This is a genomic window from Aquimarina macrocephali, from assembly GCF_051627225.1.
GTDB lineage: Bacteria > Bacteroidota > Bacteroidia > Flavobacteriales > Flavobacteriaceae > Aquimarina > Aquimarina macrocephali.
This window is the reverse complement of record NZ_CP151795.1, coordinates 334,546-349,502: the sequence shown is the minus strand read 5'-3', so window position 1 is coordinate 349,502 and position 14,957 is coordinate 334,546. Positions and strand designations below refer to the sequence as shown.

The window sequence follows — 14,957 nt, the reverse complement described above, 5'->3', positions numbered from 1 at the left end:
TCGCAACATAGGAAAGAGAGTTTGTATGGAGTATTTTTAAAAGTTAGTATTTATTTTCATTTAGGTATTAATTTCAATTATTAACCCAGTTTTCTAGTATCTTTTTTCCGTCGGGGGTTAATACAGATTCTGGATGAAATTGTACCCCGCGAACGTCTAATTCTTTATGGCGTAGGGACATGATTTGCCCGTTTTGATCATATGAAGTGACTTGCAGGCAATCGGGTAAATCTTTATCTTCTACTACCCAGGAGTGATATCTTCCTACATCAAAATTGGTATTAAGCCCTTCAAAAAGAGATTCATCTGTGACTGATAGTGTTACATTGGTTGCTACACCGTGATACACTTCATTGAGATTGATGAGGCTACCTCCAAAAACTTCTCCTATAGCCTGTTGTCCTAGGCAAACTCCAAAAATACTTTTGGTATTTGCATATTCACGGATGATATCTTTTAGTAATCCTGCTTCATCTGGAATTCCAGGACCCGGAGACAATAATATTTTTTGAAATGCATCTACATCTTCTAATCGTAATTGGTCATTACGTTTTACGACAACCTCACAACCAAGATCTTCTAGATAATGAACCAGATTGTATACGAATGAGTCGTAATTGTCTATTACTAATATTTTTGTATTCATTGTTCTTTTTTTTAGAGTTTCAGAGTTTTTACACTTTGTTACTTTATCTCTTTACTACTTTTTTGTGTTAGGGATAGAAGCTAGCTACCTTGTAGCGTGAATAGCCCGACCCCAAATAATTGGGGAAACACCCTTATATTTCTTCTGCAAGTTTTAATGCTTTTGTTAATGCTCCTAATTTATTATAGACTTCTTGTAATTCGTTTTCTTCATTTGATTCATTAACCAGTCCGGCTCCTGCCTGCCAGTGTAATTTGTGATTTTTACTTAGAAATGTACGGATCATGATCGCGTGATTAAAGTTTCCTGAAAAATCCATAAATCCAATAGCTCCTCCATAGAAATCACGATTTACGTTTTCGTATTTTTCGATAAGTTGCATGGCCATATGTTTTGGTGCACCACTTAATGTACCCGCAGGAAAAGTGTCTCCTACTATTTGCATGGTGGTGGTGTTTTTGTGTTTTTTGCTAGTGACTTTACTAACCAAATGGATCACATGAGAATAAAATTGAACTTCTCTATAGGTTTCTACAGTTACATGGTTTCCGTTTCGACTTAGATCATTACGTGCCAGGTCTACCAGCATCACGTGTTCTGCATTTTCTTTTTCATCTACAGATAGTTTTTTTGCTAATTCTGCATCTTGCTCGTCATTGCCTGTACGTTTAAAAGTTCCTGCGATGGGGTGAATCTCGGCAATATCATCTTTTACGACCAGTTGTGCCTCGGGAGAACTACCAAATATTTTAAAATCACCATAATCGAAATAAAACAGGTAGGGTGAGGGGTTAACACTGCGTAATGCTCGATAGACATTAAACTCATCTCCTTTAAATTTTTGAGAAAAACGTTTGGATAATACTAATTGAAATACATCCCCGCGATGACAATGTTTTTTGGCAAGGGAAACATGTTCTTTATATTGTTCATCATTAAGATTAGAGGTGGTATCACCGACTGTAGTAAAATTATAGGAAGCAAAGTTTTTGACTTTAAGTAAAGATTCTATTTCGGCAATATTGCTTTCTGATTCATAGCAATGAGCAAAAATATAAGCTTCATTAGTAAAATTACTGATGGCAATAATGTTTTGATATACCGTGTATTGTATGTCCGGAATATTTAGACTTTCTTCTTTTTTAGAAATAGAGATATCTTCAAAATATCGAACGGCATCATAGGAGATATAACCAAAAAGGCCATTGTTAATGAACTTGAACTTACTTTTTGAGGTTATAAATTTTTTACCAAATTGCTCAACAACTTCTGCGATGTTGGTGGTATCGGTTATGGGTGTTTCCTCGATATTCTTATCGGGAAAAGATTGATAAATAGTTTCGTTTTCTACTTTGATATTAGCTATCGGGTTACAGCAGATGTAAGAAAAACTATTTTCACTCCCTCTATAATCGTTATTTTCTAATAATAGGCTATTAGGAAAACGATCTCTGATTTTTAGATAAACACTCACCGGAGTAAAGGTGTCTGCCAAGATTTGTTTGAAATGTGTGGTTAATTTATAAGTCATTTTGCGTTTTTAATTTTTTAAATACAATCTCTGTTTAGGGAACAAAAAAAAGGCTTGTCGTGATTCGACAAGCCTTTGATATGTTTTACTTAACACAATGATAGGATCTATCTCACGACGTTTTCGTTTTGAGATGACCACCACCAATTATTTGTTAAGATTGTTTTCATTTTTTTATTTGTTAGGCCAAATATATAAATTAATTATAATTCAGAACAATAAAAAATTACATTTTTAAATTAACAGCTAATTCGAATTCATCGCTGATCGCTTTATCCCCTAAGTTATCAAAGAAACTTCCTGACCCGTACTTGATGTCATACTTTGTTCTGTCTACTTTAAGTGTTGTTGATGCGGTAGCACCATTTACGGCTAAAATAAATTTGATTGGATTTGTTTTTCCTTTAATAGTAAGATCTCCGGCTACTACATAACCTTTGTCTGTTTTTTTAGTTTTTGTAACCACTAATTTTGCACTTTTATGATTTGCTATTCCGAAGAAATCATCAGAGCTTAGGTGTCCTTCAAGTTTTTCTTTTCCTTTTCCAGCTTCAAGGTCACTAACGGCGAGTGTAGTCATATCTACTGTAAATTCACCTCCTGTAAGGTTATCACCATCAAATACTAAAAACCCTTCTGATAGGTTTAGTGTTCCTGTATGAGATCCGGTAACTTTTTTACCTGTCCAGTTAATTGTACTTTCTGAAGTTTTGATTTCTTTTTTTTGTGCAAAAGTAGATGTTGTTGCAACTATTGCAATTGCTAAGAATAATGATTTAAGTCTAGTTTTCATGATCGTTTAAAAAATTAATAGTTATTGTTATTTATAAGTTAGAATTTCGAAGTTTGTTTAATAATTCATTTAATTGGATCAAATCCTCTGTAGAGAAATTTGAAGTAATACTGTTTTCAAATTCATCCATTATAGGACTTACTTTATCCAAAAATTTTTTTCCTTGCTCTGTAATAGTAATTTCAACCTTTCTTCGATTAGATTCACAGGTTACTCGTTTTACATAGTTTTTGTTAATGAGTTTATCAACTAATCGAGTGGTATTACTCATTTTGGTAACCATTCTTTCTTGTATAGTAGAGAGGTTAGCAGGTTTTTCTTTTTGCCCTTTTAGGATTCGTAAGACATTAAATTGTTGAAGTGAAATGTCATAAGCTTTTAAATTGATATTGATTTTATCCATTATCCAATTTTCCGTATATAATAAATTTATTACGATTTTTTTAGGTAGCGGAAGTTCAATCTCTGTTTTTATGATTTTTTCTATGTTCAATTGTATCTACAATATTTGTCTATACAAATGTATGTTAATTTTTATTTCGAAAATTGTAAATTGTTATTAATTCTTTGTTAAATTCGGGTTTTGAGATCAGGTTTAATGGTATTATTGTCATTCAGAAAAGTATCGTTATTGAGTTAAACAATTGTGAAAAATTCTGAAAATATTTAGATAAAATATAGAAACCTTGTTAATTTTCTTTTGCAGAATTAAAGGTTTTGATACATTAGTATGATGTCGAGATTAATTTTATATACCGTATTTATAGTGCTTTTTACTAAATGTAAAGGAGAGCAACAGACTGTAGCTCTTGATGCAACAGATGTTTTCGAAAGTAAAGGTATAGAGATACCTGTATATGATTTTGAGAGCTTTAAGCCATTATTAAATATCAATGACGGAAAAATAAGAGTGATTAATTTCTGGGCTACATGGTGTAAACCATGTGTAGCCGAGTTGCCTTATTTTGAATTGATCAACAGTAGGTATCCTAAGGATAAGGTTGAGGTGATTTTGGTAAGCCTGGATTTACCCAGTCAGGTAGAATCTAAATTAATTCCATTTGTTAAAAAACAAAAGATAGGAAGTAAATTGATTTTATTAGATGATCCAGATGCAAATAGTTGGATTCCAAAAGTTAACAGTGATTGGTCTGGTTCTATACCGGCAACAGTAATATATAAAGATGGTGATAGTAATTTTTATGAAAGATCTTTTACTTATAATGAATTAGAAAAAGAGCTTAAAAAAATGCTGTAAATACTAATTAACAAAAAAGCAATAAAAAATTAAACAGATGAAAACTTTAAAAATTCTGGTAGGAGTAGCCTTTGTGATTGCGATAAGCGCATTTGCATTGGATAAAGTGTCTGGTGCTAAAATTGAAGGAGGATATTCGATTGGAGATGTTGCTACAGATTTTAAACTAAAAAATATTGATGATACTTTAATATCATTGGCAGATTATAAAGATGCCAAAGGGTTTATTGTAATCTTTACATGTAACCACTGCCCATATTCTGTAGCCTACGAAGATAGAATAATAGCATTAGATGTTGCTTTTAAAGAAAAAGGATACCCTGTTGTAGCTATAAATCCTAATAACCCAAAGGCTTATCCAGATGATAGTTTTGATAATATGCAGATAAGAGCAAAAGAAAAAGGATTTACTTTTCCGTATTTATTTGATGACGGACAACAAATATACCCTCAGTATGGAGCTACAAAAACTCCTCATGTCTATGTTCTAGAGAAAACATCTAATGGCAATATCGTTCGATATATAGGTGCAATTGATAATAATTATAAAGATGCATCGGCTGCCGATCAGAAATATGTCGAAGATGCTGTTAATGCCCTACTAAAAGGAGAAAAAGTTCCTGTAGAAATTACAAAAGCTATCGGTTGTAGTATTAAAGCATAGTATTTTTCCAAATTTTTAATAAATTGAAGGCGTAGTTTTAATACAATTAATGAACTACTCTTTATATTTGTAGGGAATATAAAAAACAAAAGTCCAATTTTAGTAGAACACATTTTATAATGGCAGAAGATATCACTCAAGAAGAATGGCAAGAGCAAATTGCTAATGACAATAATGCAGTAATTTTAGATGTAAGAACAGAAGAAGAAGTAGAGGATGGTTATATACCCAATATGCTTAATGTAGATATTCGTCAGGGACAAGGTTTTCTTGATGAGATAGGAAAGCTGGATAAAACCAAAAACTACTATGTATACTGTCGCTCTGGGGCACGTAGTGCTCAAGCGTGTATGTTAATGAATCAAATGGGATTTGGAACTACATATAATTTGGTTGGAGGCTTCATGAATTGGGAAGGCGAAATTGTAGAAGATTAATATACTATCTTATGAAAATCAAATCATTTTTAATAATCATTTTTATTTCTTCAGTATTGCTTAATTGCAAACAGGTTGAAGAAAATTCTGTAGTAGAGTTAATTACAGTTGAAGAAATGGATTCATTATTAGAAATGAGTAAAGTGCAACTTATTGATGTAAGAACACCTGGTGAGTATACTCAAGGATATATCGAAGGAGCTATAAATATCGATTTTAGAAATGAAAATTTTGAAGATCTAATTTCTAAAATTGATAAATCGAAACCCGTAATTGTATATTGTGCCCGAGGTGGAAGAAGTAATAAATGCTCTAGCTATATGAAAAAAGCAGGATTTACTAAAATCTATGATCTCGATGGAGGTATCACAGAATGGAAGTTTAAAAAGAGAAAAGTAATTAAATAAAGCTTATTTTTTTATACTTATTTAATTATATATAAGATATATTTTTATTAAAAAGCCAGCCCTTTATAGAAAGTATCATTAACTAATCTTGCACTACCCAATAATATTGCTTTTTCCTGAAGTTCACTTTTGTGTATTTTCACAAGACAATCTTGAGCATTTATTTTTTTCTCTAGCTCATTAGCAAAAAAAGGCCATGCTTTGGCAATATTACCTCCAATAACTATAGCTTCTGCATTGTAAGATTTTAACCAGGGACTTAAAAATTCGGCTAGATTTTCAGAAAACTCATTAAAAACTTGTTGCACCGCAACATCGTTTTTTAAAGAAGCTTCTGTAAGTTCTTTAACATTATCGATTGTAGTGTCGGTAATCTCTTTATATCTTTTAATAAACCACCGGGTAGAAAAATAATCATCAGCGATTCCATCTTTATATGGGATGTGATATAACTCTCCATCTTTTGGGATTCCATCTCCAGAAAGGATTGGAAGCCCGTGAAAAAGAAAAGAAGCACCAAAACCTGCACCCAATATTATCCCTAGCCCTCTTCGAATTGATTTAAGCTTTCCTTTCCATACTTCACCAATACCAAAGCAAGCAGCATCATTATAAAACCGTATAGGAATATCATCAGATAGTTGTAATTTTTTCTTCAGTATTTCTTTAATATTTATACAAAAAAGAGAAGCATATTTTTGCTGCATTTTGAAGGCAAAAATTCCATTATAATAATCAAATGGTCCAGGTATAGCTATACCAATTCCTTCTAGAGGATCATCTACAAGAGTATCGATAACTTTCTGCAGCGCAAATAACCACCGTTCTAATATTTCATCAGCTTCAGCTGTATTATCTACCGTAATAGAAACTAGATTAGCTTCTGATAATTTGTTTGTTTTGGTGTCTATTCCAGCTACAGTAATATAATTACCTCCAATATCTACTCCTAATATCATTTGTTGTATATAGTCTATTTAAGTAACACTAACTAAAAAAATAGCTAGCCGCTAAAATTACAATTTAAAATAGTTTTTGCTTTGATTATTATTAATTATTCTTCCTGTAAATTGTATCACATAGTAAACCCCAAGTCAAAGCCTTGGGGTCTCTTTTATTCTTTTTCTTAAGATATATTTAAACCTTACGGTATTATATATATGAAATTTAACAATGCATTTTATACACTAGATAAATTTCAATAAGATGAAAAACTTATGATAAGCGTTATTCTGTAATCTTAGGAGTGTTTTGCATTTCAAAAATAATCTCTCCACCATTTATAATATCATTATGCGAAAGAGTAACATTATTTATGACTCTACCATTTACGGTAACTTGATTTACGTAGATGTTATCTTTACTTTGATTTTTTACTATAATCGTTAGATCTTTTCCGTTTTCCAGATGAAGTACCGCTTCTTTAACCAGAGGGCTTCCTATTGCATAATCGGGTGATCCAGGTGTAACGGGATAAAATCCTAAACTACTAAATATATACCATGCGCTCATTTGTCCTGCATCATCATTACCACACAATCCATCTACTGTAGGACCATACATAGTATTCATGATCATACGAACACGCTCTTGGGTTTTATGTGGTTTTCCTGTCCAGTTATATAAATAAGGAATATGATGACCGGGTTCATTGCCATGTACATAATTGCCTATAATTCCGTCTCGAGTAATGTCTTCATGTTTTTCTATAAATTTGTCTTCTAATTTCATAGTAAACAAAGAATCCAGATGTTGACTAAATCGTTCATTTCCTCCCATCATTTTCACCATTTTTTCTAATTGATGAGGTACATATAATCCATAATTCCATGCATTTCCTTCAATAAACCCTTGCCCGTGTGTATCTAAAGGGTCAAATTCTTTTCTAAATTCGCCATTAGATAATTTAGGGCGCATATATCCAATTTTGGGATCATACACATTATTATAATACTCTGATCTTTTTAGAAATTGATCCGTAGCTTTTTTATCTCCCGTACTATTTGCAATCTGTGCAATACACCAATCATTGTAGGCTAATTCTAGTGTTTTAGAAACCGAAGAGTGGCTTTTATCATCAGGTACGTATTGATATCTGATATAATCCCCTAAACCATCAAAATAAGAAACATTGGCAGTACTTACGGATGCTGCAAGAGCTTTATTTTTATCAAAATCTCCAACATCTTTGGCGATAGCATCTGCAATTACCGAAGTCGCATGATAGCCTATCATACACCAGTTTTCATTAGCATAATGACTCCAGATCGGTAACATATGATGTACACTTTGTTCTTGATGAGCCAGCATCGATTTGATCATATCGTTGTTACGACCAGGTTGTGTAATATTAAACAAAGGATGTAAGGCCCTATACGTATCCCAAAGAGAGAAAACCGAGTAGTTTGTGAAATTTTCGGAAACATGAATGTTTTGATCCAGCCCAAGATAACTACCATCTACATCTTCATAAATAATTGGACTAAGCATTGTGTGATATAGTGCAGTGTAGAATGTAGTCTTGTCTGCTTCAGTAATCGTTTTTACTTCTATTTTTGATAATTCATTATTCCATTTGCTTTCGGTTTTCTGTTTCGTTTTCTCAAAATCCCAATTAGGTAATTCGGATTTTAGGTTTTTTAATGCCCCATCGGTACTAACAGAGGATAGTGCAAATTTGATATTGATTTTTTCGTTAGCCTTTGTGTCAAAATTAAAATATGCGCGAATATCTTTTCCTGCCATTTCAGGGAAATTTTCCTGTTGCTCAAAACGACGATAAAACCCATCATATTTTACAGTATCGTACTTTTTGTGACCATAACTACTGAAAGGTTTAGAGAATTGCATAGCAAAAAACACTTTTTTGGTTCTTGCCCATCCTTTGGTTTGACGATAACCGGTTACTAAGGAATCATTTTCTACTCGTAAGAATGTCCATACGTTTTTGTCATCATGATGATAAACATTATAAACTAAATCCAAAATAATGTGTGCGTCTTTTGTTTCTGGAAAAGTATATTGATGAACCCCTACACGTTCTGTCGCAGTAAGTTCTGCAGTGATGTTATAATCTTTTAGTTTTACTTTGTAATATCCAGGTGAAGCATACTCGTTATCATGAGAAAACGTAGAATAAAACCCTTTAGAGCCTTCAGTTGTTTTTATGGGATCGAGCACTAAGCTCCCGGTTGTTGGCATTATTAAAAAATCCCCTAGATCAGAGTGCCCCGTACCACTTAGGTTAGTGTGAGAAAAACCTATTATTGTAGAATCTCTGTATTGATAACCAGCACAATATTCATAAGTTTCTTTATTGTAACTACCATCCTTGTTAAACATTACTTCAAAATTCGTTTGTGGGCTTACTTGTACCATCCCGAAAGGCGCTGTTGCTCCTGGGTAGGTATGTCCCATTTTGCTGGTGCCAATAAATGGATTAACATATTTTGTGAAATCTGTTTTTTTGATAGTTTTTGATACAGGATTCTGGGTTACCGGACCTATAGAATCTTTCTTGCACGAAGAAAAACAAAGTATTACTGTTATTAGAATTGATAGATATTTCATTAATGTATGATTTTTGTTTTCACTTTTTACAAAGAGTTTGATGTTTAAACACTTTTTATATAGAGTGATGTGAGTTTATTTTTATGTTTTAAGAATTAGCCTTTCTTCTACCATAAAAGACTATATAAATATAGCAGATTAAAACTAGGATAAATGCAGTCTTAAATCCTGTTTGATCAGAAAGTAATCCAAATAAAGGAGGAATTATTGCTCCACCTACAATCATAGTGCATAAAACACCGGATGCCTGTGGTTTTAGATCATCTAATCCTTCTATTGATAAGGAAAATATGGTAGGGAACATAATGGAGTTAAATAACCCTACTGCCAGAATACTCCACATAGCTATAAAGCCAGAAGTTGATATAGATATCAAAATCAATATAGTAGCTCCAATAGCAAAGAAGCTTAAAACCTTTGCGGGTTTTATGATTTTGGTTAAATGTGCTCCTATAAACCGGCCAATCATAGCACCACTCCAATAAAAGGTAACAAAAGCACCTACTATTGCTTTATTGTCCAGTGTTTGGCTATCAGCTCCCAGAATCCCTTCAGAAATACTCCTCATGAATGTGCTTTCTTTGATTAGAGTAGCAAGGTTCATATCTAAAAAATAATTGATTAGATAACTGCCTATTGCAACTTCGGCTCCAACATATACAAATATCCCAATAGCTCCCATAACCAAAGACTTATTTTGTAAAACTTTTACGTATCCGCCTTTCGGACTATCTTTTATTAATTTAGGAAGTTTGATAAAAATAAAAGCAAAGGCCAGGATGGCTACAAATATGGCAATTCCTATGAAAGGAGATTGAACTGCAGCAGCTTCAGAAATATAATAGTTTTCTTTATCTAGAGTATTTAAGGCAGCAATTTCCTGAGGGTTTTTAACTTTATCACTTAAAATAAACATAGCTCCGATAGCTGGAGCAATAGTTGTACCTAATGAATTAAAGGCCTGTGACAAATTGAGTCTGCTTGAAGCACTTTCCTCAGGGCCTAATACTGCTACATATGGGTTAGCAGCAACTTGTAGAATAGTAATCCCACTTGCTACTACAAAGTATGCTAACATAAAAATACTAAATTCACGATAAGATGCAGCGGGGTAAAATAATAAACACCCTGTTGCGAGTGTTAACAAGCCTAATATGATTCCTTTTTTATAACCAATTTTAGATAGAATAAATCCAGAAGGTATTGATAATAAAAAGTAAGCTCCAAAAAACGCAAATTGAACTAATCCAGCCTGAAAGTAATTTAAAGTAAAAACTTCGCGAAGTCTAGGAATTAGAGAGTCGACTAGTACTGTTGTAAATCCCCACAAAAAAAATAAGGTGGTTAAAAATATAAAAGCACTTTTATATGTTTTACTGTTTTTCAAAATAGTGTTTTTTTTAGATTATAATATGTTTTATCTTTTAATATTGAGTATTTTAAACTAGAGTTTAATCTTTTGCTGATATGCTCGGTTTATATGATTTCAAAAACAGAGACTTTCATAAAATATATTGTTAACCAAACGTGCCCCACCTAGTAAAATAGCTTTTTCTTTTAATTCACTTTGGTATATTTTTGTATTGCATCCTTGGTTTTTTAATTCTGTGTTAAGATTATCTGCAAAAGAATTCCATGCTTTAGATATATTTCCACCTATAACTACAGCATCTACATTAAATCCTTTTAACCAAGGAGATAGAAAAATGGCTAAATTTCTAGAAAACTCCTCGAATATTTGATCTGTATGTGGGTTGGATTTAAAATCAGTAATTAGATCTTTTACACCACTTATAGTAACCCCTGTTGCCTCCTTGTATTTTTTAATAAACCAGCGGGTAGAGAAATATTCATCTGCTATTCCGTTTTTAAAGGGAATATTGTACAGTTCACCATTTTCGGGAACACCATCTCCAGAAAGCATAGGGAGTCCCTGTGATAAGAAGGTGGCTCCAAAACCAGTACCTAAAGTTATAGCCAATGCTTTTTCTGCAGATTTAAGTTTCCCTTTCCAAAATTCTCCTATACCAAAACAGGCTGCATCATTATAAAACCGTAAAGGTATAGTGTCTGATAAAGCTAATCGTTTGATAATTATTTTCTTGATATTTATACCTAACAGAGAAGTGAATTTATTCTCCATTTTATATGCAAAAATACCCTGGTAATAGTCAAAGGGACCTGGTAATGCAATGCATATTCCTTCTAGAGGTTCTTTATCTTTATTAAGAGAGTCTATACTTTTTTGTAAAACCTGGATCCATTGATCAATAATTTCAATTGCTTGCGCGGTGCTGTCTACCTCTGTCGAAATTAAATTAGAGTCGGGTATTTTATGGTTTTTGGTGTCAACACGGCCTACAGTAATGTGACTACCTCCTATATCTACTCCTAATATCATTGTTTATTCTACAGTTTTTTTATTTAGTTAATTATTAGTTCTTTTTTATTAGCAATCAAGTATAGTTTTGATATTAACTTAAAATATGTGTTTTACTATCTTTTGAAAGTTATGGATTAGATACATCTCCATTTTGATCAACCATATGATAAAGATAAGAAGTGTCAATTTCTGTTTTCTTAAAATCAGGGCCACTCCATAATGCTTTTAGACCGATATTATCCGAACATTGAAAATATCGAATAGTAAATTTATGTAATCCTTTAGATAGAATGATATCATTCTTTTGAGTGAAGCTAAACGATTTCCTTCCATCACTTTCAAACAATTCTTTATTATCAATTAATAATTGAGCGCCATCATTGGCAGAAATTTCAAAATTATATACCCCATTTTTTGGAATATTTATAAATCCATCAAATTCGAAACCTATCCATTCATCTCTTAAGCGGGATTCTATATTGATATTTGATACTTCTCCTTTTTGTATGGGGTCTTCTTGTGAAAAATCATAAACAGATCTAAAAATACCTTCGTAATATTTATACGAAAGCCCGTTTTTAAGTTTGGTTCTTAGTTTCCTCGGATCTATACTCTCTAGTTTTTCTAGGAATAATGTTGTTGTATAACTAGATCTTAAATCTTTTTTGAAAGCTTTGATTTTTAGTTTTGTAGATTTTTTAACCTCGAAAGGAGAATTATATCGTAAACTATTTTCTGTGGGTTCGCTACCATCGATTGTGTAATACATATTGGCATTTTCTGTATCACAATCTAAAACGATTGTTTTGGTATCTAAAAATGTGGTGTGATCAGATTTTAGATACGGTATACTTACTGTTTTTTTAGTGTCTGATAAAGGTCTGTTTGATGGATGAATACCCCAATTTTTATTTGGGATATCTGTCATTTCAAAAACCAATTCACCTCCTTTTACAATGTCTTCGTGTTTTAGATATGTATTAGGGTATTCTTTACCATTAAGTTTCAAGGATGAAAAGTGGATGTTTTTTTCACTGGTATTATTGGCTATTATGGTAAAAGTATTTCCATTATCAAGTTTGATTTCGGCCTTTTCAAACGAAGGGCTTCCAATAACATATTCTGGGGCTCCCGGAGTAACAGAGTAAAATCCTAAACTGCTCAATACGTACCATGCAGACATTTGTCCGCAATCATCATTTCCGCAGAGCCCATCAGGTTCAGAAGTATACATTTCATTTAATATTTTGTGAATGGTTTGTTGTGATTTCCAAGGTTTACCGGCATAGTTGTATAAGTATGCAAGATGATGACTTGGTTCGTTTCCATGAGAATATTGTCCTAATAGCCCCGAGACATCAGAATCTTCACTAATTTCTTCATCAAAATTTTTAGAGAAAAGGTTGTCTAACCATTGGTTAAAGTTTTTATCACCCCCAACCAAGTCAATTACACTTGCAATATCATGAGGGACAAAAAGGCTGTATTGATACGAGTTTCCTTCTGTGAAATTAAAATTATAGGTCTTTTCGACAGATGTAGGGTTAAAGTCTTCATACCATTTTCTGTTAGAATATCGAGGTCTCATAAAGCCTGTTTGTTGATCATATAGATTAACAAAAAATTGAGCTCTTCTCGAATATTCATTATAGATGTCTGTTTTGTTTAAAGCTTTTGCCATTTGAGCAATACACCAGTCGTCGTATGCATATTCTAGTGTTTTGGAAACCGATTGACTACTTTTGTTTGAAGGTACGAAGCCTAATTCGGTATAGTAATTAATACCTCTCTTTTTTACATTGGAACTTTCTATCATTGCATTTAATACTTTTTCGGTATTCACATCTGTTATTCCTTTTAAATATGCATCTGCCATTACCGATACTCCATGGTATCCTATCATACATCTTGTGTCATTTGCTGCCAGTTCCCACATGGGAATTTCGCCATATTGCTCATGTTTTTTTTGTAAAGTAACAACGATATCCCGGGTTACATCTGGCTCTATGATTGTTAACAGTGGGTGCAAACCTCTAAAAGTATCCCAAAGAGAAAAAACTGTGTAATTGTTGAACCCTTGTGCTGTATGTATTTTGTCATCCATCCCTCGATATTGACCATCAATATCATTATATAAGTTAGGAGTCAAAAGACTGTGATATAGTGAGGTATAGAATATTTCTTTTTTATCTTCATTGCTATCGGATATTTCTATTTTACTTAACGAATTATTCCATGTTTTTTTTGCTTTTTTTCTGATTTCATCAAAGCGCCAATGGGATAATTCTTTTTCCAGATTTTTTCTGGCACCATCTATACTTACAGCAGATAATGCCACTTTTGCTGTAATCTGATCTCCAGAACTGTCAAAATTAAGAGCTGCTATTATTTTTTTGCTGCTAAATTTAGTGCCGGTAGTTACTGTTTTTTTTCCGTTAAGAATTTGATACGATATGATTGGTTTTGAAAATCGTGCAACAAAATACTGGCGTTGATTTCCTGCCCATGCTTTTGATCTTCGATATCCGGCAATTTCTGTTTTACTGATGATCTCGAACTCTGCTTCTATTACCGGATCACGATGCTCCAGATCAATAATAATACTGGTTTTTTCTGCTTTAGGGTACGTATATCTGTGTACTCCAACTCGTTTTGTAGTTGTTAGTTCTGTTTTTATATTGTAGTCATCAAGAACTACTGAATAATACCCAGGTTCTGCAAATTCATTGTCGTGGCTATATCTAGAACGATATCCAGAATCAGGATTTTCTGGAGTTCCTGCCTGAAATTGTATTTCTCCTGTTGCTGGCATGAATAGAATATCTCCTAAATCAGGAACTCCTGTTCCTGATAAGTGTGTATGGGTAAAACCTATAATAGAAGTGTCCATATAGTCATACCCTGCACAGGCAGGCCAACTAGTGTGATCATTTCTGGTGTCAGGACTCAATTGTACCATTCCGAAAGGAAGCATAGGACCAGGGAATGTGTGTCCTGGCGATTTTGTTCCAATGAAAACATCTACATAGTCTACCGGTTTTTTTACTTCTTCTTTATTTGTACAGTGTATACCTAATCCTGCAATAAAAAGGGTTAGGAGTATTCTTCTAAACATAAACAATTTCATGATTCATTTATTTTGAACGTTGTGATTGAATTACATAAGGTTTTAAAAAAATGTATGATGAATTAACATATGAAAGACAGAATCTATATAAATGATTCTGTCTTTACAATCTAAAACAAAAAATAACTAATGAAACAAATC

General features: G+C 32.7%; 13 protein-coding genes. 4 read left to right on the top strand and 9 right to left on the bottom strand.

The window, feature by feature from the left end:
* Positions 1 to 73: 73 nt before the first annotated feature.
* From AAFU52_RS01515 to AAFU52_RS01500, 4 genes are all read right to left on the bottom strand, one after another.
* Positions 74 to 646, bottom strand: a complete 573-nt coding sequence (locus AAFU52_RS01515; protein ID WP_024772875.1) for an anthranilate synthase component II — start codon at positions 644 to 646, stop codon at positions 74 to 76.
* 133 nt (positions 647 to 779) lie between these two features.
* Positions 780 to 2,177 carry an anthranilate synthase component I family protein gene (locus AAFU52_RS01510; RefSeq protein WP_438424930.1) on the bottom strand — a complete coding sequence of 466 codons (1,398 nt, stop codon included), beginning with the start codon at positions 2,175 to 2,177 and terminating at the stop codon, positions 780 to 782.
* 226 nt (positions 2,178 to 2,403) lie between these two features.
* The gene (locus tag AAFU52_RS01505) at positions 2,404 to 2,970 is read right to left on the bottom strand and encodes a YceI family protein (RefSeq protein ID WP_024772873.1); all 567 of its coding nucleotides are present in this window, start codon (positions 2,968 to 2,970) and stop codon (positions 2,404 to 2,406) included.
* 31 nt (positions 2,971 to 3,001) lie between these two features.
* Entirely contained in the window at positions 3,002 to 3,373 is a 372-nt protein-coding gene (locus AAFU52_RS01500; RefSeq protein WP_316929952.1) for a MarR family winged helix-turn-helix transcriptional regulator, read from the bottom strand.
* 363 nt (positions 3,374 to 3,736) lie between these two features.
* On the opposite strand from AAFU52_RS01500, the gene AAFU52_RS01495 reads away from it, so the two are divergent.
* From AAFU52_RS01495 to AAFU52_RS01480, 4 genes are all read left to right on the top strand, one after another.
* Positions 3,737 to 4,228: a TlpA disulfide reductase family protein gene (locus tag AAFU52_RS01495; RefSeq protein WP_241461458.1), complete on the top strand. Its 492-nt coding sequence runs from the start codon at positions 3,737 to 3,739 to the stop codon at positions 4,226 to 4,228.
* 37 nt (positions 4,229 to 4,265) lie between these two features.
* On the top strand, positions 4,266 to 4,892 hold the full coding sequence (locus AAFU52_RS01490; RefSeq protein WP_024772870.1) for a thioredoxin family protein: 627 nt from the start codon (positions 4,266 to 4,268) through the stop codon (positions 4,890 to 4,892).
* 119 nt (positions 4,893 to 5,011) lie between these two features.
* A complete protein-coding gene (locus tag AAFU52_RS01485) occupies positions 5,012 to 5,329 on the top strand; it encodes a rhodanese-like domain-containing protein (protein WP_024772869.1) in 318 nt (105 codons plus the stop codon).
* An 11-nt stretch (positions 5,330 to 5,340) separates the two neighbouring features.
* Positions 5,341 to 5,736, top strand: a complete 396-nt coding sequence (locus AAFU52_RS01480) for a rhodanese-like domain-containing protein (protein ID WP_035093614.1) — start codon at positions 5,341 to 5,343, stop codon at positions 5,734 to 5,736.
* 47 nt (positions 5,737 to 5,783) lie between these two features.
* Here the strand turns inward: AAFU52_RS01480 and AAFU52_RS01475 are convergent, their stop codons facing one another.
* The 5 genes from AAFU52_RS01475 to AAFU52_RS01455 form a co-directional block, all read right to left on the bottom strand.
* Positions 5,784 to 6,695 (bottom strand): ROK family protein, encoded by a 912-nt coding sequence (locus AAFU52_RS01475; protein ID WP_024772867.1) that lies wholly within the window; start codon positions 6,693 to 6,695, stop codon positions 5,784 to 5,786.
* Positions 6,696 to 6,963: 268 nt separating this feature from the next.
* Positions 6,964 to 9,306, bottom strand: coding sequence for a GH92 family glycosyl hydrolase (locus tag AAFU52_RS01470; protein ID WP_438424922.1), 2,343 nt, complete (start codon positions 9,304 to 9,306; stop codon positions 6,964 to 6,966).
* A gap of 88 nt (positions 9,307 to 9,394) precedes the next feature.
* Entirely contained in the window at positions 9,395 to 10,693 is a 1,299-nt protein-coding gene (locus AAFU52_RS01465; protein WP_438424921.1) for a sugar MFS transporter, read from the bottom strand.
* Positions 10,694 to 10,792: 99 nt separating this feature from the next.
* Positions 10,793 to 11,707 (bottom strand): ROK family protein, encoded by a 915-nt coding sequence (locus AAFU52_RS01460; protein WP_024772865.1) that lies wholly within the window; start codon positions 11,705 to 11,707, stop codon positions 10,793 to 10,795.
* Positions 11,708 to 11,816: 109 nt separating this feature from the next.
* Positions 11,817 to 14,816, bottom strand: coding sequence for a GH92 family glycosyl hydrolase (locus AAFU52_RS01455; protein WP_438424920.1), 3,000 nt, complete (start codon positions 14,814 to 14,816; stop codon positions 11,817 to 11,819).
* Positions 14,817 to 14,957: the final 141 nt, after the last annotated feature.

What these genes read in the sequence shown, in the direction of transcription:
- AAFU52_RS01515 (WP_024772875.1), bottom strand. Translation starts at nt 646, where the DNA reads ATGAATACAAAAATATTAGTAATAGACAATTACGACTCATTCGTATAC.
- AAFU52_RS01510 (WP_438424930.1), bottom strand. Translation starts at nt 2,177, where the DNA reads ATGACTTATAAATTAACCACACATTTCAAACAAATCTTGGCAGACACC.
- AAFU52_RS01505 (WP_024772873.1), bottom strand. Translation starts at nt 2,970, where the DNA reads ATGAAAACTAGACTTAAATCATTATTCTTAGCAATTGCAATAGTTGCA.
- AAFU52_RS01500 (WP_316929952.1), bottom strand. Translation starts at nt 3,373, where the DNA reads ATGGATAAAATCAATATCAATTTAAAAGCTTATGACATTTCACTTCAA.
- AAFU52_RS01490 (WP_024772870.1), top strand. Translation starts at nt 4,266, where the DNA reads ATGAAAACTTTAAAAATTCTGGTAGGAGTAGCCTTTGTGATTGCGATA.
- AAFU52_RS01485 (WP_024772869.1), top strand. Translation starts at nt 5,012, where the DNA reads ATGGCAGAAGATATCACTCAAGAAGAATGGCAAGAGCAAATTGCTAAT.
- AAFU52_RS01480 (WP_035093614.1), top strand. Translation starts at nt 5,341, where the DNA reads ATGAAAATCAAATCATTTTTAATAATCATTTTTATTTCTTCAGTATTG.
- AAFU52_RS01475 (WP_024772867.1), bottom strand. Translation starts at nt 6,695, where the DNA reads ATGATATTAGGAGTAGATATTGGAGGTAATTATATTACTGTAGCTGGA.
- AAFU52_RS01470 (WP_438424922.1), bottom strand. Translation starts at nt 9,306, where the DNA reads ATGAAATATCTATCAATTCTAATAACAGTAATACTTTGTTTTTCTTCG.
- AAFU52_RS01460 (WP_024772865.1), bottom strand. Translation starts at nt 11,707, where the DNA reads ATGATATTAGGAGTAGATATAGGAGGTAGTCACATTACTGTAGGCCGT.
- AAFU52_RS01455 (WP_438424920.1), bottom strand. Translation starts at nt 14,816, where the DNA reads ATGAAATTGTTTATGTTTAGAAGAATACTCCTAACCCTTTTTATTGCA.